Here is a 22709-nt window from a genome sequence, read left to right as displayed (position 1 = left end):
AATAAGTAAAATTCATGTTTTTGATCATCAACATGAGGAAGTCGAATGGAAAGATTAATCGTACATGGGGGTTATATTGTGAACCTGTTGCAAATAGAAATATTCGTCAAAGTAGTCGATATAGGTAACTTCACAAGAGCAGGGGAAATTTTGGCGATGACACAATCCGGAATCAGTCATAATATCGCTTCTTTAGAGTCAGAACTCGGTATTACACTTTTGAATAGAGGGAGAAATGGAATCTCATTAACAGATAGTGGAGAACGTATTATAAAACATATGAGAAATATCCTATCAGAAGCTGAAAGCATTAAACAAGAAACCGCTTCAATTTTAGGTATACAAAATGGAAAAATAAATATTGGTAGTTTTTCAAGCTTCTCATCAAAATTGTTGCCTACTATCATATCAAGGTTTAGAGGAGAATTTAAGGGAATTGAAATAAACTTTTATGATGGCAGCTATGATCAAATAACGCGTTGGGTAGAAGAGGGGAAAGTGGATATTGGTTTCACGTCTTTAAGTAACCCCTTGGATCATTTGAAGACAATTCCTATATTAAACGATAGATTGGTCCTCACATTACCAATTCATCATCATCTTGCAATAAATGGACAAGTAAAAGTGGAAGATCTTCAGGGGGAGGCTTTTATTATGCCCAAGCTAGGATGTGAGGTAAGTGTTATGAAATTTTTAAAGGAACAAGAAGTTTCCCCAAACATCCAGTTTAATGTGGAAGATAATCAAACTATCATTGCAATGGTACGGGAAGGATTAGGCATTACCATCATGCCAGAGCTAGCTTTACCCTATAATTTACAAGGTACCATTGTAAAACCTCTCTTACCCGAACCTTCCCGTGAAATAAGCATTATTACTCGATCAAAGAAGCAATCCCTTCCTGCTGTCAAAGCGTTTATAAAGACAACGATGGATTGTATAGAAGATTTACAGCTTTAATATGAATTTAGAAACGAAGAGGCAGAGAGCATGTTTTGATTCATTTTTTCAAAGCATGCTCTTTATAATTGGTCTCAAATAGAATTTATTTAGTAAAGGACACGCCATAAATAAAAGGTGGCGTAGGATTCCCAGTTTTTCCATGGTATCGATAATTCCGTGATTTCATCTTTCGTCGGCTTTCGATTCATATTTTGTAATAGTTTTATCGAATTAATAAGACCCACATCATCGATTGGAAAGGCTGTCTGGAACCTAAGGCAGCGCATTAAAACATAATTGGCTGTCCAAGGGCCAATTCCTCGTATTTTAATTAAGCTTTTTTCAGCATCTTTAAAATCCATTTTCATTAATTTTTCCTTCGACAATTCTTCACTTGCCATTAATTTCGCAATGCCAATGATATATTCGCTTTTTTTCACCGTCATTTTAATATCTGCAAGGTCTGAGGGTGTTAACTGTGCAATTCTTTCGTACGATGGGAACACCCAATATTTATTACCATTCCATTCGATGAAATCGCCAAATTTTTCTACAAATTGCCTCTTTAAGATGTACGCGAAGGCTAAGTTAATTTGTTGGCCTAAAACTCCCCAGCATAAAGCTTCAAATAAATCAGGAATGCCAATTACTCGTAATCCATAGAAGTTTCGGGCAGGTACTTTAAGTAAAGGATCTGCTTTTGCCATTTCATAAAAGGGTGTTAAATCGTTATTAAGATCAAACCACTCATCCATAAATTTGACAATCTCTTCGCATTTCCACCTCTCAATAGGTTTAGATTCATTTAAGAATTGAACAAGCATTTGTTTATTATTAATGAAGTTTATCTGTACTAAGGACCGAATTTCACCGATAGTTATTACTTTTGTAATGCTATCATTCTCTATTTCATACATGCATTCATTCTGTTCTCTTGATAGATAGCCTAGATTGGCATTCATGTTGAACTGTTCAGGTAGGGTAATGACAATACCATTCTTGACTTCATGCCATATCATTTTTTTCATTCTCCTTTACAAAATACATTGATGTCATTTTTACTTTATCACATCATCATCTTTAGTAATTTTGTTATCTTGCTATTACATTCTAAACACCTTATTTTTTTCAATGGATGAGGTTATAGTGTTAGTTATCAAGAATGCTAAATAGGAGGGATAACATGATACAGGACATAAAGGCACGTGTCGAAAACTTAGATTGGGAGTCCATTCAAAATGAATTAGATGAGCAAGGTTTTGCAAAGCTTCCAGCAATTTTAACAAAAGAGGAATGTGAATTTTTCATGGAAATGTATGGGGAGGAAGAGTCCTACAGAACGACAATCAATATGACGAGATATCGCTTTGGAAATGGGGAGTACAAATATTTTTCATATCCATTACCCGACATCCTTCAACATTTAAGAGAGTCTTTTTATGTAGAATTAGCGAAAACAGCTAATCGGTGGCTGAGCTATTTAAAGAAAACGGAGCAGTATCCAGAACAACTTCAAGATTTTTTGAATACCTGTGAGGAATTTAATCAAACGAGACCGACACCTTTACTATTAAAGTACGAAACAGGCGGATTTAATTGTTTGCATCAAGATTTATATGGCGATCTATTTTTTCCGTTTCAAGTAGTGTTTGTATTAAATCAACGTGAGAAAGACTTTTCCGGTGGAGAATCTTTATTAGTAGAACAAATCCCACGTGCCCAAAGCAGGGGACATGTCATTACGTTAGAGCAAGGCAGTGCACTTATTTTTCCAACTAACCACAGACCTGTTCTCGGTAAAAAGGGTTATTATAAAAATACAGTACGGCACGGTGTAAGCACGGTTATTTCGGGAGAACGATATGGCCTTGGAATCATTTTTCACGATTCTAAATAAACATTAAATTTCAATATGTTGCTATTTCATTCTTTGAAATGTCCATTTTGAATGGATAGGGAGTATATTATAAGTTGAGGTGAGAAAATGCCAGATAGAATGGATCACGGCCACAAAGAGAGCTACACTCAAAGTCATTCGAATGATGTAGAACTGATAACAGAAGAGAAATGGCAAGCCATTATAAATAATGATATAACGTACAATAATCAATTTTTTTACGCTGTGAAGTCAACAGGGATATTTTGTAAGCCTTCTTGTAAATCACGCGTTCCGAAAAAAGAAAATGTATGTATATTTCAAAACGCAGAACAAGCTCTCCGTGCAAATTTTCGCCCTTGTAAACGGTGCAAGCCTACAAATGAAAATCTACCTGATAGCGAGTGGGTTAATTTAATTACGGAATATATTGATAAAAATTTCACAGAAAAACTAACGCTAGAATCGTTAGCAAGCATTTGTCATGGAAGTCCGTATCATATGCAGCGAACATTTAAAAAGATTAAGGGCATTACGCCAGTTGAGTATATACAGCAAGTTAGAGTTCACGCAGCTAAAAAGTATTTGATTCAGACAAATAAAGCGATTGGAGATATCGCCATTTGTGTGGGGATGGCTAATACGCCTTATTTTATTACTTTATTTAAAAAGAAAACGGGCCAGACCCCAGCGCAATTTCGTCAAATAAGGAAGATGGAGGAACAGGACAATGGAAAAATTGAATAAACCAACACTTTACTGGTCTTTACTAAAGTTTAAAGATTGGAACTTCTATATAGCGTCAACGTCAAAGGGTCTTGTGTTTATAGGTTCACAGAACAAACCATTTGAGGAATTAGTCGAATGGGCGACGAAACACTTTCCAGGAAGTCCGCTTGTTGAAAATGCTGAAAAACTTGAGCCCTTTGTCGTTGAAATCACTCAGTATCTAGACGGAAGACGGAAATCCTTTACGATCCCATTTGAGTACGTAGGTACACCATTCCAGCAAGCAGTTTGGCAGGCACTTTGTGATATCCCTTATGGACAGACGAAATCCTATTCCGATATTGCACATGATATTCATAAACCAGCAGCTGTTCGGGCAGTTGGCACGGCTATCGGAGCTAATCCAGTATTAATTACGGTGCCATGCCATCGCGTAATTGGAAAGAACGGCTCATTAACTGGCTATCGGGGCGGATTAGAAATGAAGACTCTGCTCCTTAATCTGGAAAAGCGAGCTTCATTACACATTGAGTAATCTAATTATTGCTGTACAACGATTGGAGATGCCTTCATGAGTAGTGAATTATTCTATAAAAATCCAAAAACCATTCTGAATAAAGGGACTGGCTTCCTTTCCGGATATACGCATTCACTTAATCCTTATACAGGCTGTTCATTTGGGTGTTCCTATTGCTATGTCCGTGAAATGCCAGTATCTCTATTTCGGGAAGGAGAATGGGGAAATTGGGTAGATGTAAAAAATGGAGCTGCACATTTACTAAAAAAAGAACTTCATCGCGCCAAAGCTAAAGGAAATGTAACTATTTTTATGTCATCAAGTACAGATCCATATCAGCCAATAGAGCAAAAGGAAAAGGTGACACGATCTCTACTAGAAGTTATGGTAGAAGATCCACCTGACTTCTTATTAATACAGACTAGAAGCCCACTGGTAAGTCGAGATATCGATTTGCTGCAACAATTGAAGGAAAAAGTTCGAGTAAGTATGACGATTGAAACCGATTCTGAAACGATACGAAAACATTTTACTCCAAAGGCACCTCTAATCCAGGCACGCTTTAAAACATTGGGAAAATTAGCAGCTGCAGGCATACCAACCCAAGTTGCTATAGCTCCCATTTTACCAAGTGGGAACCATTTTCCGTTGAAACTAAAGCCATATGTCGATCGGATCTGTATAGATGACTACTTCATGGGCGATGGTAGTGGCGGTAAACGCACACGAAAACTCGGTATTGAAAAGAAATACGCCCAACTTGGTTTAGAGGAATGGTACGGACCACATGTTCTTAAAAATGTATATAACCGATTTATTGAAGTCTTTCCCGAAAATCAAGTGTATGTGAGCCAGGCTGGGTTTGAGCCTTAAAAAGACTGTATTTGAAACGATGAAAAGAGATTTGAAAACCATACCAAATAATCATGCAATTAAAGGTTTTATCAATGGTGCATTTTTTAATTGGAGTTTTAGCTGTAATAGCGAATTATTTAAGGGGATGATGGATTGATACTATGGGTACTATTAATTAATAAGCACGTAAAGTAAAGATGACATCTGTAAATAAAAAACGTTTGGTAACAACAAGCAGGTATAAATAACTTGCTTGTTGTCTTTTCATTAAATTTAATTTAAGCAGAGTCTACAGCATTTATGGTCTAGTGCATATAAAATTTTGTTGTCCTAAACAAAATTACTGAGTGTTTACTATACTTATTTTTTTAATTTTGTCTCACTATTATTAGTATACTTTTCAATGAAACACAACTTCCTATAATTTATATTATGTAAACTAAAATTATTTGGCGAGGAGGAGGGTTTAGATACGTCAACTATCCATAATATCTGTACTTTTCGACTTGTATTTTTCAAGTTCCTTATAATTTTCATGTGAACGATAACTCTCCTTTTTTACGATAACGGGATGATTTTGTACAGATAATAATTATTGTTTAATACGATATCTGGAGGTTTTATACTTGCAACTACACGCAGCCATCGATGAATTTGTATTGTATATTGAGATTGAAAAAAATTACTCGGAAAATACGGTTACGAGTTATGAATACAATTTACAGCTCTTCTTAACCTTTTTAACGGACCATGGCTGTTCAACCTGTTTAAATGAGATTACCAAGACCCAAGTACGTCGCTTTATCCAATATTTATTAGGATCATTAAAACAAAAACCTCCTATTTGCTTCTTAAAGTAAAGAAAATATTCTTCATTGTACAGTTGATGTTGAAAAGCAAACCCATAATAAATACTTATTTATTAAGTCGATAGTATAAGGAGAAATAGGCGTTCCGAAAATTTTATGTGACCCTTTTAGTTTTTGTTTCGACACCTAACTTTTGGGGTGCAGTACCGAATTGCCCGATTGTTGAAGATCGTTTATTCAATATAGAAGAAACCCACGCATTTTGAAAAAAGTTTGATCAAAATGCGTGGGTTTTATTTAAATGCGAAGTTATTTTTATTAAACTATATTACAAATAATCGAACTTAATTATAAATGATCAATCTTTTTTACAAACTACAACTCTTTTTTCTTCCATCATTAGGATATTAATTTATTTAAGAAACAATTTTTATCTCTTTACGAACAAATTCACAAGTCCCATAACCAACGAATTTAAACTTCTGTATATTGTCCAATCTTTCTGAATTTCTCATAGCGATCTTCAATTAATTGTTCGCCATTTAGAGAATTCAATCCTTTTAGTGTGACGCTTATACATTCTTTTATATAGGATGCTTGCTTCGCAACATTGCGGTGTGCACCACCAGTTATTTCAGGGATTATTCCATCAATAACGTCGAGCTCTTTTAAGTCAGGTGCTGTTATACGCATTGCTTCTGCTGCTTGCTTCCCTAGGCTACCATCTCGCCATAAGATCGATGCAGCCCCTTCAGGCGAGATAACCGAATACGTTGAGTTTTCTAACATAAAGACTCGATTAGCTACGCCTAATGCAATGGCACCACCACTTCCGCCTTCCCCAATAACAATACTAATAACTGGTACTGTTAGAATCGCCATTTCAGCAAGAGTTCTGGCAATGGCTTCACTTGGGCCGCGTTCCTCGGCTGCCTTTCCTGGATAGGCACCTTTCGTATCAATAAAACAAATAATTGGGCGCTTAAATTTCTCAGCCTGCTTCATTAAGCGTAATGCTTTACGATATCCTTCAGGGTGTGGCATACCAAAATTCCGCCGAATATTTTCTTTAGTTGATTTTCCGCGCTGGTGTCCAACAATTGTTACAGGCAGTCCTTCAAAGAGAGCAATTCCTCCAAGAATAGCTGCATCATCACCAAATGTGCGATCTCCATGTAACTCAATAAAGTTTTCACACATAGCTTCTATATATTGTAAAGTTGTTGGTCGTTCTGGATGTCTAGCAACCTGTACACGATCCCATGGCTTCATATTGGCATAAATAGATTGTTCTAGCTGTGTTAGACGTGTTTCAAGCTTTTCGATTTCGCTTGTCATATCTACATCTGCCTCTGTAGCAATCGTTTTTAATTCATCAATTTTTTCTCGTAATTGTATTACTGGTTCTTCAAAAGCTAAATTTTTAGACATGTTGCACACCGCCTTTTGTATGCATTTTTACAAGCATTACTACTTGATTTCGTAAATCCTTCCGATGGAAAACTGCATCAAGCTGACCATGCTCTAGTAAAAACTCTGATTTTTGGAAATCACTTGGTAATTTTTCTCTTAATGTTTCTTCAATGACACGGCGACCAGCAAAGCCAATCAATGCTTGTGGTTCCGCAATATTAATATCTCCAACAGAAGCAAAGCTTGCTGAAACGCCACCGTAAGTAGGGTGCGTCATGATCGAAATAAATAATAGTCCTTCTTCACTATGACGTTTTAATGCCACACTCGTTTTTACCATTTGCATTAATGATAGAATACCTTCTTGCATGCGCGCTCCACCACTAGCAGTAAAGATAATAACCGGTACACGTAATTCAATAGCTTTTTCAACGGCACGTGTGATTTTTTCTCCTACAACGGAGCCCATTGAGCCCATACGGAAATGAGAATCCATAATGGCTACAACAATTTCTTCTCCATCAAGAGTACCTACCCCAGTCAGTACAGCTTCGCTTAATCCCGTTTGTTGTTTAGCCACTGAAATTTTTTCTACATAATCAGGGAAATTAAGTGGATTACTTGTTTGTAAATGATCATCCATTGAAACAAATGAACCTTCATCTAAGAAATATGCTACGCGCTCCTGTGCAGTCATTTTGAAATGATGGTCGCATTTTGTACACACTTTATGATTTTTTTCTAATTCCTTTGTTAACTGAATGTGACGGCATTCTGGACATTTTGTCATAAGTCCTTCTGGAAATCCCTTTTCCTGTCCGTCCTCTTTCTTTTTACTAAAAAAGCTACGTATTGCCATGTTTGACTCCCCCTTTGTTGTCTAAATGCCTTGTTCAGCATTCATCCACTGTTCGTAAGCTTTAAATGCTTCTTTTTCATAGCCAAGCTGCATCGATTTCAACATAGTTTGAATGATTAATTTTTCTTCTTCTGTTGAGTTTCGATTTAAACGGTCATCGCCATAAACTACTAACTGAAACCAGACTTTTAGTGAAAGACGATTTCCTTACGTGATGATTATTTCTCGTAAAACATCCCGACAATTCATCGTACTTTCTATCTCTAGCTTTACAAAAAAACTGCCCCACACTGGTAGTGCTCGCAGAGTTTCTGTACAACTTATAATGCGAATGGCTTCCTTTTCATGAATTGTCGCGTTAATTCGAAATCCTTTTTGATTTTTCATCTTCTAATATAAACATCGACAATATTTCTACGAGCTGATGCTTTTGTAGAAGCTAGAAACGTACCTTCCCCATGTCTCGTTTCAATAAGACCTAATAACTCTAAACTTCGCAATGCCTCTCTCACAGAGGATCGCCCGACACCTAGACGTCTGAAAGGACTCTTTCGGAAGGTGACGTTTCACCAGCCTGTATTTTTTCTATTTTAATAAGTTGTCGTAATTGTTGGACGATATCTAAAAACACTTTCTTTTGTTTGGTTTTTTTATCCATACGATCAACTCCTCGGTCAATCTATTCGCCTTGGAATAATTATTACTGTCGCTTTCCTTTCGCGCAGATAAACAATGCATCCAAAGGCTTTATCTTCATTCAGTAGGTGTTTGGAAACCTACTAAAAAGAAACAAAATCCACCATTTTCAGATGATGGCGTCCCTTACTGAATGAATTCAAAAGTGGTCTGGCCACTTTTGAATTTGGCTTTATCTTACAAAATAATTATTTGAAAGTAAAGAAAAAACTGCATAAAAATTTATGCAGTTTCTAAAATTCCCTTCAATTTCATATTCTTTTCGTCGTTTGTACATATTTTATTTTCACATGAGGTCTACCAAAGCGCTTTTCAAGCGTTCTCTCAATGTAAAGCAATTCATAATATATCATTTGAAGAAACTCTAAGAACTTTTATGGGATACAGTTCTGGTAGTGAAGCAAATATTACAGTTATTGATTTAAGTGGGATTCCATTTGAAATATTAAGTATTACAGTTTCTTTAGTGTCTCGAATCACGTTTGATTTTGGATATTATTCAAAAAAAGTACTTGGAGTTAATCCAACACCTAAGTTAAAATGTGACCGCCTTCTACATGAAGAACGGTTCCAGTCACGAAACCATTTTGTAGCAAGTATAGTACGCTTTGTGCAACATCTTCAGCTCTTCCTATTCGTTTCACAGGGAGTTTGTTTTCAACTGCATTATAGAAGTTATTACGTGCTTCTTCTGCCATTTTGCTACGGGAAGGTGTATCAATTATTCCAGGTGAAACGATGTTTACTCGGATCGGAGCAAGTTCTAAAGCCAAAGTCTGGCCTAGATTCGAAATAGCCGCATTGACTGCACCTAGAATTGCTGAGCCAACCATAGACTTGTAGGCTACAACCCCAGAGAAAAAAGTGATTGAACCGTTTGGTAAAATTTTCGAAGCACCGTATTTCGCTGCATAATATTGTCCCCAGAATTTGTTTTCAAACAGTTTTCGGGCTTGGGCTGTATCCGTTTGGAGGAATGACCCGCCGGATGTTTCTGCCGCGCTTACCACAAGATGATCGAACTGGCCGATCTTTTCAAAGAAAGACTGGACTTGCTGTTCTTGCGTTGTATCTAGAGTATAAGCCGTTGCTCTATCTCCTAGTTGCTCTTTGGCATTCCGTAATTTATCTTCGGAACGGCTGGCAATGATTACTTCTGCCCCATGAGCTATTAGCTGTTTAGCTGATTCCAAACCAATCCCAGAGCTTCCACCGATAATTACAACTTTTTTATCTTTTAACATGTTTTTCTCCCCTTCTACGTTTACTTAATAGATTAAAAATTTAATACCTCTTGCAGATGTAAATCAAGTTCGGATACAAACTTTTCAACTTTCGGATTTTTGACTACATCATAACAAGAGAAACTCTTTAAAGGTTTCATTCCGAGAAATTTATGTATACGATGTAAATGACTTAATGCATCTTCTAGGTTGCTCCCTTCAAAAAATTGACTTGGATCGTTAAATGCTTTTTCAGGAGCATTCCAGGTAGTCGAAAACATATATTTCTTTTCAGTCAACAACCCGCCTTTTCCATACTGATCAGCACCTCTAAAAAATAAACCATAAGCATATACTTCATCCATATACGACTTCAATAAGCCGGGGACACTGAACCAATAGATAGGTGTTTGGTAAATGACAATATCAGCCCATATAAATTTTTGTTGTTCTTCTTCGATTTTATATCCTTTTTGAATAATTGTTGTTTTTACATTGTTTTTTTCACTTAAAAAACTGACCATTTTGTTCATCAATGTTTGGTTTAAATTCCCCTCTGCTGAACTATACTTCTGATGACCGTTAATTATAAGTATATTTTTCATCTTTATCTAGCTCCTTCAATTATATGATTTCTAAAAAAACTGCCTAGCGTGTAGTTGATAACCCTACTGCACTTAAGGTAAAATTCAAATCGTTTGCTTCATCCGGAAGATACTCATGATTATGTATCAATAGCAAAGCATTGATTTATATAGCAATGAGAGCAAACGGTAGTTTGTTTCGTTGATTTCTTGCAATAATTTAGTCACCTCCTCAATAAGGGATGAAATTATAAGTACAACGATATTATAAATATAGTAACTTCATTTATGGAAGTAGTGATATTTATTTCATAAAGTTTCTGAAAGTATACTATTGTGATATGATAAGGTGAATTAAACAAAAAAATTTTTTCGGGAGGATGTTTCATATGAGTGTTATTGAGCCAGTAATATTAACCAAAGGAGCACCAGATGAGACTTGCCCCATTGCTAAAACGCTCGACGTGATTGGGACTAAATGGACTTTTTTAATTATTCGCAATCTGCTTATAGAAGGAACAATGCGATTCAGTGACCTATTGAAATCAATGAATGGAATTAGCCCGAAAACACTTTCACTCCGTCTTAAGACACTAGAAGATCATGGGATATTGAATAAAAAGGTATTCCCGGAGGTTCCCCCTCGTGTGGAATATACGTTAACAGACAAAGGAAAACAATTGGAAGGTATTTTCATTGAATTAAAGAGATTTGGATTAAATTTATAAAAAATTAAAATAAGTTATTCTTTAAATTTTGGTAAGTTAATTATGAATCATATCAGAGCATTTTTATTTTTAAATCTATTTCTCAGGCTATGAACTAAACAAACTACGCTATCACCGCATATTGATAGTAAAGTAAAGCTATTTTAGCCTTACACCTCCGAATTTTGTTACTTAGGGTCACTCCTATCCCAAGTGACCCTTTTTATTTTTTTCCTTAAAGTGTTCATTAACACTTGTTTAAATTTATTTAAATGAACCTAGGCTGCTTCACTTTTGTCTTTTATTAGATTTTGCAAGATCATAATCAACACCTTTTTTAAATACTTTTTAAAAATTAGAGTATCAAATTTATTACTTGTCGCTACTTTCAATCCTTTAGTAATCTTTTCTGAGTCAATTCAACTATATAAAAAAAGTTATCCATTGGTTCTATATAATGTGTAAAAAGAGTCGAACATACAAATTTGTATGTTCGACTCTTCAAGTATTCCCGTTTTAGAATCTCAATATATATTTTCTTATGAACTTGAATCGTGATTCTTTAACAACAAGCTAAGTTCATCTAAGTAATAATTTCATAAAAAATACCTCATATATTAATATAATCCTACAGATTGTAACATTATTCCTTTTTTTGTTTCTATATCAGTAAAATAATTTCTAAACAAGTTCCAAAACGTTGTTTAGAAAGCTTTCTTCGTAGAGTCACCAAAGTCTGATTCGGGAACGTTATTAGGTTTATTTATGTATAAGTTATAAATCCTTGTAGCACTAAAGCCTCCGTTACTTTAAGTACATTGCTTTACAATCTTTAAGGAAGAATTAGCTTTTTTTGTGTTTCAAAACTACCCATAACGCACCCTGATAGATTAATAAGTTTTTAGTTTTGTCCCCACTTATTTTCAAAAATAAGATGTTCTAAAGAACGCCTTTTTTCCCAATTAGCTAACTCTAAAATGGGTTTTTCTGGGTAATTTTCAGTATAACCGATTGATATAAGAGCAATGGGATCGATGTGTGGTGGTATTTCTAAAATGTCTCTAATATCATTCTTTTTATAAAAACTTACCCACCCCATTCCAAGTCCTTCAGCACAAGCAGCTAACCACATATTTTGAATAGCACAAGCTGTTGATAATATATCTGTTTCAGGAATGGAATTTCGTCCTAATACATGGGAACCTCCTCTTGTAGGGTCACATGTAACACAAATAGTTATAGGAGCTTCTTTTAAACCCTCAATTTTTAAATCAAGGAATTTCATTTTTTTCTCCCCATCATAATGAACAGCTAATGCTCTGCTTTCTTTTTCTGCTGCCCAAGCCAATTTTTCTTTAATTTCGTCCGTGGAAATCAAAATAAAGTTCCAAGGTTGCATAAATCCTACTGAAGGTGCATGATGAGCTGCATTTAATATTCTTAGTATAATGTTTTCAGGGATAGGAGTTGATAAAAAACTTCGAATATCTCTCCTATTATAAATAACTTTATAAATAGACTCTCTTTCTTCATTAGAAAACATAAATTTCTCCCCTTTTCTTTACAAAAATATTTATTTTTAATATTAACTAATTTTTCATTATTCTGCCACGTAAGTTGAAGTGAAAATACACCAAAAAGCGTGGTTTGGGTATGTTTGTCCTTAACGTTGTATCCGCATAAATCTGACTCCACCTCTTCTTAATTCGGATTAACATTCGTCAAATCGATTACCACATTTCCTTTCAGTTTCATATATGGATAATGGCATCATTAATAATAGACCGGTTTAAAGACACCCTTTGCAGATTTCACAATTGCCTTTGGCTGCTGAATTGATAGTCGTTCTAATAGCCAACGAAGCTCTTGCTGTGAGAAAGTTCATACTTCAGCGTTTCTTCTACAACATAAACAAAAATACCCTCTAAGATGACCTCTTTGAAAGTGTCTATCTTATAGGGTACTTTTTAAAACGTAAACTTCACCTTTTTTCTAATACTTTTACGCTAACTGCAGCATACGTAAATATTACTTTTTTAATCCTTTTTTCAATGAACCCCCACAATGGATAAGCTACTTCTATGTCTTCTTGTAAACTTATTCCTTAGCGTTCAGATTTAGCCTCTCTGAAGATTATCTCAAGGAAAATTATTAGCAGTTATACTATTGCGAATTTCACGCTTATTTTTCCGGTGAATAGATAGTATTACTATTTCCATCAATAATTAACACCGATTTTCCAGGTATTGTCTTGCCTTGATAGTTAAATTCATCTTCTGAAAAATTTGCGACTACTCTTAATGCTTCACCATATTCAGTCATTTGAACGAGTCTATCATCTGATATAATTTTAAAATCTGTCATTTCTTTCGTTATTGCTTTTTTGCTAAAATATGACCATACCCTTGAATGCCTTACAATTGTTTCTTTATGTTTTTCCCACTCGTGTTTATCTATATGATATAAAGGAGGAACATTATAAAGTATCTCATACAACATTCTATTTGTTATTTCGTCTTTAAATTTTAAGGTTCCCCATCCCCACCAATGAGTTGTGATCACTGAATCGTTGTAAACCAACTTATACAATGGAATCGTGTAGTTTGAATCCAAAAATAACTTCTTGTACTTATCCTTTAGTGGTATTTGTTTAGAAAACATTTCGGGAACTCCACCATTACTCGAATAGTATCTCCCTACGTAATACTCACTTTGTTTGTTTTTTGCCATATCCTCGTCCATCCAAGAAAATGATGGCGTTTCTATTCCATGTGCAAAGGCAATAGATTTGCTAGCAAAATCATTTCCGCCCTCAGTGCCTACTACCATATCCCATTCTTTTTGCAGATACTCCATTCTCTTAATCCTAGCCTGGATATCTTCCTTTTCAGTAGTAATATGTTCTGGCGAATAGTCATCGAAGATTTCTCCAGTGCCATCTGTGTCTAAAAACCATGAGTTAAATGCTAAGCCGGTATTTAAAATCGAAGTTACTCTTTCTTTTACACTAGGCATTGCAAGCGTCGGATTCAACTTTCTACCTGCACCTTGGAATCCTTCAATCTTTTCTCCATTTTTATTTGTTACAGTTGCATTCTCGTAAAGTGAAGCATCCTTAAACTTAGCAGTTTCCCACTTCTCTTTACCTGGTTCATGGATAGAATGATATGAATCATAGGTACCAAATAGAAAGCCGAATTCTTCTGCATCTTTTACTAACTCAGGTTTAATGAATCCTTCCTGCCAATCATCCAAGCCGATCCACATATGTTCTAGCCCAGAATCCTTCATGTCCTTTATCACATCTACAGTATTAGCATCTGCCCACTTCTTTATTGGGTCAACTACATCTCCAAGTATGCTTTTTAATAATCTCTTATTTAGGTCAATTAATTCAACGGGATTTAATTTTTCTATTCCTTTGTTTAACAGCCTCTGAGTATCTTTATCTGTTTCAGTAAATACTTCCGGATTATAGAATTCATTTAGTTGCATTACTGCACTTAAGGATTTTATTATTCTTTTCTTATTGTATTTATCTACATAATCTAAGCTTTTTAAATCTTCAAAAGCTGATGAAAGCTCTGATCCATCCTCAACATTAGTAGTTAATAGCCCCTGAATCCATAATTTCAGTTTTTCGGGAAAAATGTCTCTCAGCTTTGCCCATTTAATATTTTCTTCTGAAATCACAGTTCTGTCCCAAAAATAAGCATGAGGTGCTCCATAAAGCTTTTCGATATTACTATTTTCTTTAGCTTTATCCGCCAAGCTTTTGAAGTCCCCCTGTTCAATCAAATAATTTTTATAGGTTTTTGCAACATCTACTGGATTTTTTTTCGTTAAATATATTCTGAAACCATATTCCTTCTCTTTATTAATAGTTGGAAACTCATGATTAAAAGTAAACTCAATATCGTTTTCTGTATGATAAACAATTTCACTATTATAAGGGTTTTTAATTATATATACTAGTGAATACCCACTTTTATCAACTGCAAAAAATTGCATAGATAAAGCCTCAATTACCTTCATTTTTTCTTCACTTAAGTAATTTTTCCAAATTGAATCATTGCTTGGAATATACTTCCCTTGATTAAATGGGAGCATATATCCGTCACCTTTCACTTTTGGCCATGCAAACATGTTGTCTTCATCCTTGCTGGATTTTATGGTTACATCAACATACTTATCTTTTTTTTCGATATCCACCTTAATTCCCTGTTCTGAATAGGTCCAGCTAATGTTATCTCCACTGTCTTTTAAATTTGAAACTTTCATTTTCCCCAATGGTTCAGATAATTTCTCAGTAATTCCATTGGATTCCACCTCAAGCGCAAGTGTCTCAGGATCCACACTAAAGTTAAAGTCTAAATTATTTATTTGTGGCTTACTCTCTATACCTGTATTAATTTTTTCTTTCTTACATCCCGTAAGAACGCTTGTTAATATTGCAGCAATTAACATGATTGATAGAATTTTTTTCATGTAACACACCTCCATACCAAGTGTAATATCGGTTTGTTACACGAATGTCACAAAAAAAATCTACCTTATTATTTTTTAATTCAAATCCTTAGTAGCAAGCTCCTTATTAGAAATCTCGTCAATCAGATTTTGGTTGACCGTCACATCTTCCCTCATTCAGGGTCAGTTTAACTCAGTGACCCCTTTTATAATTTCTATTCTCAGATAAAGAATAAAGACCCAGTTCCAAAATCCACTTCAATTATTTCCGCTATGAAAAAATATTGATTGCCATTAAATTTAACTTCTGCGTTACAATCCTTGACCCTTATTACCTTTACACCTAACTCTTCTAGCGCTTCTCTGCTGCATCTGTTGGCTTAGATTAGATTATTGTCTGACAATTGGAAGTGCAATTAATTGTTACGATGAATATTTTATTCGTCTTAAGGAGAATCTAGATTAAATGATAATTAGTATTATTTAAACGAATAATTCCCTTTTGAACGATAAATTATAGGAAGCTTTTAATAATAAGAAAGTAGTGACCAAGGTATTTATATTATGTAAACTAAAATTATTTGGCGTGGAGGAGGGCTTGGATACGAAAAGTTTCCATCTCAGCTGTATATGGACTTCCTGACACCCTCTCGTATATCTTGATTTATTTTCATTTTAGATAAGAACATCCATACACACCAAAAAATTAAGTATAGTATTACCATAAAAATCCATTAAAATTAGGCGATTTTCACACATTTAAAGTCTATATTATTTAGACAGAATCCAAGACACCTAGTTAATCCTAGGTGTCTTTATTAATTTTATTTTTTGTTCCTGATTACTATTAAACTATTGGATGTTACTTAAATTAATTGACGTTCTTTTTCTTAAATGTCAGATAGTTTCGGACACTTGAGACAAGATCTCATCTTTTTTTTTGCACGATCTTACTCCACGCTTTTTATTTGTCCCACACTCTCATTTGCTAGTGCTACTATTTTATTACCAAATTAGCTGTTTCACTCGGATGGTTAAGAGGAAAATGATGACCATATGGGACAAAATCAACCTTACCCAGGTGCGAAGGAGCAGAATAGCCTTTGTCATAATTCCCCCAAATAATGCGAAGATTATACTTTGTTACTTCATTGAAATCAGCTTGAACGTTTTTCAAAAGTAAACTGTTAATCTGAACCGTAGTATTTAAAATTCTAGGAGAAGTAAAACTTTTACTTATTTTTTCAATATAATGTTTAGGGATACTCTCCGTATTTTCAAATAAACCATTACTTAATAAATAACGCTCTATCAAATTAGTAGTAGCCAATTTCAATGTCCATTTGTTCATAAATTGAGGAAAATTTATCGAGTTAGCATTTTTTTTAGCAACAGGTGGCTGAAGTAAAGTAATTGTATACTTCTTATCTATGTACTTTTGTACTAATGCTTCCAAAAGAATATACGCACCAAATGAATGGCCAATTAGATGGGCACCATTAGTAGCTTTCTCCAATAACTTTTTCACTACATTCAAATAGATATTTAAAAGATTTTTCTCTCGTTTAAAAGGAGAACGTCCCAAACCTGGAAGGTCCATGATCCATACAGGTCGACCCGTTTTTTCATGAAGCTCTTTCCCTAAAGGAAATAAATCCTCTCCATCACTTAATAAACCATGTAATAAAATAAACGGTTTACCCTCTCCTTGTGATTGGTAAATGGTAGTATTATTACATAATGTTCGTTTAAATAATTGACTGTCCTGACCATTTTTATACATCATGCGATAATCCAGATCAGCTACTACGGCTGGAAAAAATTTCATTACATTTGTCTCCTTAAACCAATCTTCTCCCATAATCTTTTTCGCTGAACCATTTGAAAAAGTTCGATTTGTAATAAAGTTCAGCCCATCAGCAGGAATTTGGGTTATTTTGCTTACGCCACTATTCATAAGTGCTTTCATAAATGGCAATGGGGCAGAAATTTTAGGTGCAGTCATATTCATACTTTCTGACATAGCATCTAATAATTCTGAAATATTTTGATCTTGTTCTTTATCTTCAACAAGTGTATATGTTTGTATAGTTGGTTGCTCCAATCTGAAAACCTGCACAATAAACTTTGCTAGTTCATCGTTTGCAATAAGTGGTAATCTATATTCCTTACCTCCAGGAATCACTGGCATGAGCCCTTTTCGCATACTCATCACAAGCAAGCCTAAGCCTCCTGTTTGCTCCGTACTCCCTGTTTTACTACTACCAACTACAGTTGGTGGATTAATTACTGAAAGCGGATAACCTACTGTTGATGCCTGCTGACGGATATAAAGATCTGCTAAAAACTTTGTTTTCTCATATGGATTTTTTATTTTCAAAAAATTGTTTCCTTCTTTAAACACATCTATCGCAATCTTGCTATTTTTATCATCAAAGGGACTCATATAGCCTACTACATGAATAAATTGTTGCAATCCCTTCAATTGATGAATATTTTTAGCGAATTCACTAATATGTTGGGCACCATTCAAAAATACGGAAGCTGCCTCCTTGCCTGTCGCTTGAATATCCATGGGGCCACCTGCGTGAATAATCACATCCGTTTTCAATACCAACTCCTTATCTTCAGCACTTAGACCTAAGTCTATTTTCGTCAAATCACCTTCAATAAAGTGCATAACTCCCTCTTTTAAGATGCCTTTTTCTTGAAAAATGCGTGTTGCTTTACTTTTCGATCTCACTAATAGAAGAATTGTAACATGCTCTTCTTTGGCTAATTCCTTCACTAATTGCTTTCCAATAAAGCCTGTTCCACCTGTTAAAAATACTGTTCTCATATAAATCCTCCTTTTAGTACTATTCAGTACTAATTTGATGTAAAAAAAATGCTTCTTTTATCGAAGCAAGTTAAAAAAATGATCTGCTGTTTTCATGATTACAGTTGCATCCTTCAGTGTCTCTGAAATAAATAGCGCTCCTTCAAGATTTGTAATAAAAAGAGATGCAACCTCGTCAATATTAATTGTCTTTCTAAATTCACCATTCTCTACTCCTTGTTTAAGTAATAGAGAAACTTTCGTTTGTAATCCTATAAAGAAAAGACCTATTTTTTCTTTTACTTTTGTGGCATTTGTAGGGCTTTGAATATAAAGCGTAATAAATGGACAGCTCCCCTTATATTCTCTCGTCTGAACTCCTTGTGATAATTGCTTTAAAAACAGTTGGATACGATCTTCAACTAATAATTGGTTTTGCGATAGTAAATCATCAATTGCAGATTGATACATTTCAATCCAATAATCAACGACCCCTTCTAACAATTCTTCCTTATTAGAGAAGTGATAATACACATTAGACTTTGAAACTTTACTTACACGAACTAATTCATCCATGCTTGTATAAGCAAACCCTTTTTCTAAAAATAATGTTGCAGCTACTTCAATCACACGTTTTTGATTCATTAATTTTACCTTTGTCATAATTAGTACTGTACAGTACTATAATAGGTGTTGCAAGTATTTTTGTTAGTTTAATAAAAAAATTGATCAAAAAAGCTATACTTTAATTGATTTTACTGCTAAAAATTAATCTCATTTTGAACAAAGTTGAACTGAACCCCAAAACTGTTTGGGATTGCTTGCAATTCTTTACTTGGGTTTTAACGCTAGGTTCATATATTTTTGAAATGTAACTACAGAACTATTCTCTAGTGGTCTTTATTATCAGCATAACGAAATAATGAGAAAAATGTTAAGCTCCGAAGAGAGGTTGCTCTTGACGTTATGTAACGTACCGAGATTCAATACGTACCCTTGCCCATCTCGATCGCTCTCTCAGCACATAATATTTTACATAATAAAGGCAGGTCTCTCACCTACCCACTTATGTTGCAACACTTACGGCATACTATCCCCTTTTCTTAGCGTTGAGTGCTTAGAAAAGGGGATGGTATTGTTTATAAAAATGCTTATTGGATTCATTAATTATGTTAGCGCTTATATTCGGGCTGTTCTAAAATAATCGGATTCGGATTGTTAAGTACCCATTGCACTGCCAACTCGCATAGTCTCGCAGGTTCCTCACCTCCATCACCATTGTGAAGCTCTTTCACTAAAATGATAGACTCCTGAAGTTCAGCAGGATGTAATGGGGTACCTAAGCTAATGTAATGGTTCAAACTTTTGAGCATTTTACGAAAATCATTATCCCAGTTGATGCCGCCGTTATCTAAAATTTCGTATGAGACTTTACCAGTAATACGAATAACCTCTCCTTGTACAGTTTGCGCATGTCCTTGCGAAGGAATTAGTAAATCCCAAAGTTCATTATGTTGAGCCTGCCAGCCCTTTGTACATACTGTTATTGGAGACGTACCATCATGCGTTTTTCGCTTCTCTACTGGTGGAACATCAAATAGCTTATAAAGACGGGAAAGTGCCTCATCCGTTTCGTTCAAATATTCTTTATTAAAACCTTCTCTGTGAAATTCAAAGTCTTTCCCAATTCGCTTAATAGAATTTTTCATTTCCGGCGTTACAGCTATACCTGCGCTCAGAAAAATCTCAGATACTTTCACTAGATCAACAATATTTATATTTCTACATACTGCTAAAGCTTTGTCCAAAGGGGTCTCATTCATCATATTTACCGCGCTTATATTTGCTCCTTTAGAAACCAATGTGCGCACCGCATTTGGTTTAAAAAAAGAGGCCGCAGCAAATAAAGGTGTTTCGTTTTGATAATCCAAGGCTTCTATATCTGCATCTAACTCAAGAAGTAATTCAATATTCCCCCGCCAGCTTATTGCTTGATTATGTAAAGCCGATCTTTTGTAATTGTCTCTCGCATTTATATTTGCCCCCTGTTCCACGAGCCAGCGAACCAATTCATCCGGTACATTGAAAAAGCTTAAGGCTGTTGTTTTACTATAACCACCATATGCATCTAGCTCGCACATTGTAAATACCTCTTGTAATGCCGTAATATCACCTGCTTCAATTAGTTCATTAAAATTTTTAGGTAACGTTTTTCTCTTCCTCGCCATATGTATTTTCGCTCCTTACATTAGATTTTTGAATATAGTTCATCGCTTCATTTACCAAATATATACCAATCTGTATTTTACCATGTTTTAATTTCTTTGCTAAGAGAGTTTGCAGTTAATTAAGAAAAGAGGTTATACTATGCAACTGTTTTGGGAAAATGACTATAAAGAAAATGGATATTACGTTTTTGGTAATCCAAGCATTGAAGTGATCGAGCAAACAAAACAATTACCTCTCAAAATCTTTTTCTTTATGTAGCTACCAACTAATTTGACTAAACTATCCCACAAAATCATTTCATGATAATAAAAAAGTTGATAAGGAGGAATATTCCAAATCAATTTTTTATCCTTTGTAAACTACCCATGAGTTGTTGTTGTATATGGACAAGAACTTTGTGTCCATCCCATTTCTCTCCTTAGTTTTTAAAAGGACTGCTAGCTTTCGCTAACAGTCAAATTTTTAACAACATGAATTGGTTTGATTGGCAAGATTTATACCGCATACACCTGTTTCAGGTAATTCCAATTCCACACGTTTTGACGCTTCTTCATCATCAGATAAATAAGCCGTTATTGAACGAACTTGTTCGTAGCCAGTTGCCATTAAAAATGTTGGTGCGCGTCCATAGCTTTTAGCTCCGACTATATAGAAGTTCTTTTCTGGTTGGCGTAGAATCTCTTCTCCATGCGCTCTTACTGTGCCACAACTATGCACATTTGGATCAATTAATGGCGCTAATGCATGCACACTTTCAGTTGCTGAATCAATCGAAAGGCGTAATTCACTGTTAATTGATAGGTCTGGTCTATTTCCCGCATTTACAATAAGCTCATCAAAACCTGTTAATACTTTTTGTTCTCCGTTTATAATACCTACAATATGAATGTTCTCATCTTTCTTCACCTTTGAGATATAGAAAGGTGTTATTACTTCAACCTTACCAGTATCTACTAATTCGTGAATGCGAACACCGAGTGCGCCACGTGCTGCTAATGCATCTTTTTCTTCGCCACCATAAGCTTCTTCAACAGATTTTTTACGTATAATCCACACTAGCTTTGTTGCAGGATTCTCTTCTTGTAATTCCGCAAGTGCCAATAAGGTATTAATAGCCGAATGGCCACCACCAATAACTGCAATTTTCTTATTGGCATATCGCTTAGTATTCATATTTATGTCTGGGATACCATACTGAATGTGATTTGCTAATGCTTTTTCATTTTGGAGCCATATACCTGTAGAATTTGCTGGGTTGGGATTTCCCCATGTACCCGTCGCATCAATAACAGCTCTCGCCTCAATCACACGGATGTCATTCTCTTGTTCAATATAAATAATAAAGGACTGTTCTACACGATTTTTTGTCTTCATCTTATCATTCAATTGTCGTGAAATCCCTACCACTTTTGAGTTCAACTGAATGTGAGGCTTTATTTGCATTAGATTAGACAATGGTTTTAAATATAGATCAATTAATTCATGTCCTGTCGGTAACGTATCTAAATTAGGTTCTTCCCAATAGGAGGTATCTAATAAAGCCTTAGCAGCTTTATTGATGTTATATCGCCATGGTGAAAATAATGTAACATGCCCCCAAGTACGAATATTGTGTGCTACTTCATGCCCAGCTTCTAATAAAATAAAGGCTTGCTTGTGTTCCACTAAATGAGCAGCTGCAGCTAATCCAATGGGGCCTGCGCCCATTATGACAATCGGTAAATTCTTATTAGGGTTATTAATACTCTCCTGTACTTTAATTTCCTTAGTAGTAGGACAACAAGATTCATTTTGGTTGATTATTTTTAGTGTTTTCATCATTCACTTCTCCACTTTCATCTTTATATAAGCATTTCCTTATATAAAATGTATTTTTTACGTCTAGCAGGTAGCTAGACGTTTAATCTTTGCATGTAATTAACACATTTCAATTTCACATATTATTTGATCATTTTTTCTAGCATTTTCAAATTGCAATCATATCC

Annotated in this window: 18 protein-coding genes and 1 pseudogene; 7 read left to right on the top strand and 12 right to left on the bottom strand. The window is 34.9% G+C overall.

The features are described from left to right. Positions 1–45 precede the first annotated feature (45 nt). Positions 46–960 (top strand): LysR family transcriptional regulator, encoded by a 915-nt coding sequence (locus tag MKX57_RS12175; RefSeq protein ID WP_090001443.1) that lies wholly within the window; start codon positions 46–48, stop codon positions 958–960. 89 nt (positions 961–1049) lie between these two features. Here the strand turns inward: MKX57_RS12175 and MKX57_RS12170 are convergent, their stop codons facing one another. Further along, entirely contained in the window at positions 1050–1961 is a 912-nt protein-coding gene (locus MKX57_RS12170) for a DNA-3-methyladenine glycosylase (RefSeq protein ID WP_090001445.1), read from the bottom strand. Positions 1962–2125: 164 nt separating this feature from the next. Between MKX57_RS12170 and MKX57_RS12165 the strand changes: the two genes are divergently transcribed. The 5 genes from MKX57_RS12165 to MKX57_RS12145 all read left to right on the top strand — a co-directional run bounded on the left by MKX57_RS12165 (position 2126) and on the right by MKX57_RS12145 (position 5779). Beyond that, complete coding sequence (locus MKX57_RS12165; protein WP_089986501.1) at positions 2126–2839, top strand: 2OG-Fe(II) oxygenase; 714 nt, start codon at positions 2126–2128, stop codon at positions 2837–2839. Between the two features lie 87 nt (positions 2840–2926). Further along, positions 2927–3565 (top strand): bifunctional transcriptional activator/DNA repair enzyme AdaA, encoded by a 639-nt coding sequence (locus MKX57_RS12160; RefSeq protein ID WP_089986502.1) that lies wholly within the window; start codon positions 2927–2929, stop codon positions 3563–3565. Continuing rightward, the gene (gene adaB, locus MKX57_RS12155) at positions 3549–4082 is read left to right on the top strand and encodes a methylated-DNA--[protein]-cysteine S-methyltransferase (protein WP_342550310.1); all 534 of its coding nucleotides are present in this window, start codon (positions 3549–3551) and stop codon (positions 4080–4082) included. The genes MKX57_RS12160 and adaB overlap by 17 nt, the downstream gene beginning before the upstream one ends. Before the next feature lie 36 nt (positions 4083–4118). Continuing rightward, positions 4119–4937 (top strand): radical SAM protein, encoded by an 819-nt coding sequence (locus tag MKX57_RS12150; protein WP_342550309.1) that lies wholly within the window; start codon positions 4119–4121, stop codon positions 4935–4937. 608 nt (positions 4938–5545) lie between these two features. Beyond that, on the top strand, positions 5546–5779 hold the full coding sequence (locus MKX57_RS12145) for a site-specific integrase (protein WP_342550308.1): 234 nt from the start codon (positions 5546–5548) through the stop codon (positions 5777–5779). Between the two features lie 423 nt (positions 5780–6202). Here MKX57_RS12145 and MKX57_RS12140 read toward each other — a convergent pair whose 3' ends face one another. The 5 genes and pseudogenes from MKX57_RS12140 to MKX57_RS12120 all read right to left on the bottom strand — a co-directional run bounded on the left by MKX57_RS12140 (position 6203) and on the right by MKX57_RS12120 (position 10524). Continuing rightward, positions 6203–7159, bottom strand: coding sequence for an acetyl-CoA carboxylase carboxyltransferase subunit alpha (locus MKX57_RS12140; protein WP_342550307.1), 957 nt, complete (start codon positions 7157–7159; stop codon positions 6203–6205). Beyond that, a complete protein-coding gene (gene accD / locus MKX57_RS12135; protein ID WP_171364871.1) occupies positions 7152–8000 on the bottom strand; it encodes an acetyl-CoA carboxylase, carboxyltransferase subunit beta in 849 nt (282 codons plus the stop codon). The genes MKX57_RS12140 and accD overlap by 8 nt, the downstream gene beginning before the upstream one ends. 21 nt (positions 8001–8021) lie before the next feature. Continuing rightward, positions 8022–8658, bottom strand: a pseudogene (locus MKX57_RS12130) (GntR family transcriptional regulator). 568 nt (positions 8659–9226) lie between these two features. Then, positions 9227–9940 carry an SDR family oxidoreductase gene (locus MKX57_RS12125; RefSeq protein WP_342550306.1) on the bottom strand — a complete coding sequence of 238 codons (714 nt, stop codon included), beginning with the start codon at positions 9938–9940 and terminating at the stop codon, positions 9227–9229. A 32-nt stretch (positions 9941–9972) separates the two neighbouring features. Next, a complete protein-coding gene (locus MKX57_RS12120; protein WP_008177500.1) occupies positions 9973–10524 on the bottom strand; it encodes an NAD(P)H-dependent oxidoreductase in 552 nt (183 codons plus the stop codon). 368 nt (positions 10525–10892) lie between these two features. Here MKX57_RS12120 and MKX57_RS12115 point away from each other — a divergent pair, with 368 nt between their 5' ends. Then, the gene (locus tag MKX57_RS12115) at positions 10893–11231 is read left to right on the top strand and encodes a helix-turn-helix domain-containing protein (protein ID WP_342550305.1); all 339 of its coding nucleotides are present in this window, start codon (positions 10893–10895) and stop codon (positions 11229–11231) included. An 880-nt stretch (positions 11232–12111) separates the two neighbouring features. On the opposite strand, the gene bluB is transcribed toward MKX57_RS12115, so the two are convergent. The 6 genes from bluB to MKX57_RS12085 form a co-directional block, all read right to left on the bottom strand. Then, the gene (gene bluB / locus MKX57_RS12110; RefSeq protein WP_090001461.1) at positions 12112–12753 is read right to left on the bottom strand and encodes a 5,6-dimethylbenzimidazole synthase; all 642 of its coding nucleotides are present in this window, start codon (positions 12751–12753) and stop codon (positions 12112–12114) included. 638 nt (positions 12754–13391) lie between these two features. Further along, positions 13392–15698 (bottom strand): glycoside hydrolase, encoded by a 2307-nt coding sequence (locus MKX57_RS12105; RefSeq protein WP_090001463.1) that lies wholly within the window; start codon positions 15696–15698, stop codon positions 13392–13394. A 976-nt stretch (positions 15699–16674) separates the two neighbouring features. Beyond that, positions 16675–18516, bottom strand: a complete 1842-nt coding sequence (locus MKX57_RS12100; RefSeq protein ID WP_089986508.1) for an alpha/beta fold hydrolase — start codon at positions 18514–18516, stop codon at positions 16675–16677. Between the two features lie 57 nt (positions 18517–18573). Further along, a complete protein-coding gene (locus MKX57_RS12095) occupies positions 18574–19140 on the bottom strand; it encodes a TetR/AcrR family transcriptional regulator (protein ID WP_239354587.1) in 567 nt (188 codons plus the stop codon). Between the two features lie 527 nt (positions 19141–19667). Continuing rightward, positions 19668–20723 (bottom strand): ankyrin repeat domain-containing protein, encoded by a 1056-nt coding sequence (locus tag MKX57_RS12090; RefSeq protein WP_008177513.1) that lies wholly within the window; start codon positions 20721–20723, stop codon positions 19668–19670. A gap of 463 nt (positions 20724–21186) precedes the next feature. Next, positions 21187–22542, bottom strand: a complete 1356-nt coding sequence (locus tag MKX57_RS12085; protein WP_342551124.1) for an NAD(P)-binding domain-containing protein — start codon at positions 22540–22542, stop codon at positions 21187–21189. Between the last annotated feature and the right edge of the window lie 167 nt (positions 22543–22709).

It is taken from the genome of Lysinibacillus sp. FSL M8-0216 (assembly GCF_038595555.1).
GTDB classification, from domain to species: domain Bacteria; phylum Bacillota; class Bacilli; order Bacillales_A; family Planococcaceae; genus Lysinibacillus; species Lysinibacillus fusiformis.
The sequence above is the reverse complement of the archived record's forward strand: the minus strand, read 5'-3'. Positions and strand labels throughout refer to the sequence as shown.

Bases quoted from the DNA above. Each gene is read 5' to 3' on its own strand.
- MKX57_RS12175 (WP_090001443.1), top strand. From the start codon at position 46: ATGGAAAGATTAATCGTACATGGGGGTTATATTGTGAACCTGTTGCAA.
- MKX57_RS12170 (WP_090001445.1), bottom strand. From the start codon at position 1,961: ATGATATGGCATGAAGTCAAGAATGGTATTGTCATTACCCTACCTGAA.
- MKX57_RS12165 (WP_089986501.1), top strand. From the start codon at position 2,126: ATGATACAGGACATAAAGGCACGTGTCGAAAACTTAGATTGGGAGTCC.
- MKX57_RS12160 (WP_089986502.1), top strand. From the start codon at position 2,927: ATGCCAGATAGAATGGATCACGGCCACAAAGAGAGCTACACTCAAAGT.
- adaB (WP_342550310.1), top strand. From the start codon at position 3,549: ATGGAAAAATTGAATAAACCAACACTTTACTGGTCTTTACTAAAGTTT.
- MKX57_RS12150 (WP_342550309.1), top strand. From the start codon at position 4,119: ATGAGTAGTGAATTATTCTATAAAAATCCAAAAACCATTCTGAATAAA.
- MKX57_RS12140 (WP_342550307.1), bottom strand. From the start codon at position 7,159: ATGTCTAAAAATTTAGCTTTTGAAGAACCAGTAATACAATTACGAGAA.
- accD (WP_171364871.1), bottom strand. From the start codon at position 8,000: ATGGCAATACGTAGCTTTTTTAGTAAAAAGAAAGAGGACGGACAGGAA.
- MKX57_RS12125 (WP_342550306.1), bottom strand. From the start codon at position 9,940: ATGTTAAAAGATAAAAAAGTTGTAATTATCGGTGGAAGCTCTGGGATT.
- MKX57_RS12120 (WP_008177500.1), bottom strand. From the start codon at position 10,524: ATGAAAAATATACTTATAATTAACGGTCATCAGAAGTATAGTTCAGCA.
- MKX57_RS12115 (WP_342550305.1), top strand. From the start codon at position 10,893: ATGAGTGTTATTGAGCCAGTAATATTAACCAAAGGAGCACCAGATGAG.
- bluB (WP_090001461.1), bottom strand. From the start codon at position 12,753: ATGTTTTCTAATGAAGAAAGAGAGTCTATTTATAAAGTTATTTATAAT.
- MKX57_RS12105 (WP_090001463.1), bottom strand. From the start codon at position 15,698: ATGAAAAAAATTCTATCAATCATGTTAATTGCTGCAATATTAACAAGC.
- MKX57_RS12100 (WP_089986508.1), bottom strand. From the start codon at position 18,516: ATGAGAACAGTATTTTTAACAGGTGGAACAGGCTTTATTGGAAAGCAA.
- MKX57_RS12095 (WP_239354587.1), bottom strand. From the start codon at position 19,140: ATGAATCAAAAACGTGTGATTGAAGTAGCTGCAACATTATTTTTAGAA.
- MKX57_RS12090 (WP_008177513.1), bottom strand. From the start codon at position 20,723: ATGGCGAGGAAGAGAAAAACGTTACCTAAAAATTTTAATGAACTAATT.
- MKX57_RS12085 (WP_342551124.1), bottom strand. From the start codon at position 22,542: ATGAAAACACTAAAAATAATCAACCAAAATGAATCTTGTTGTCCTACT.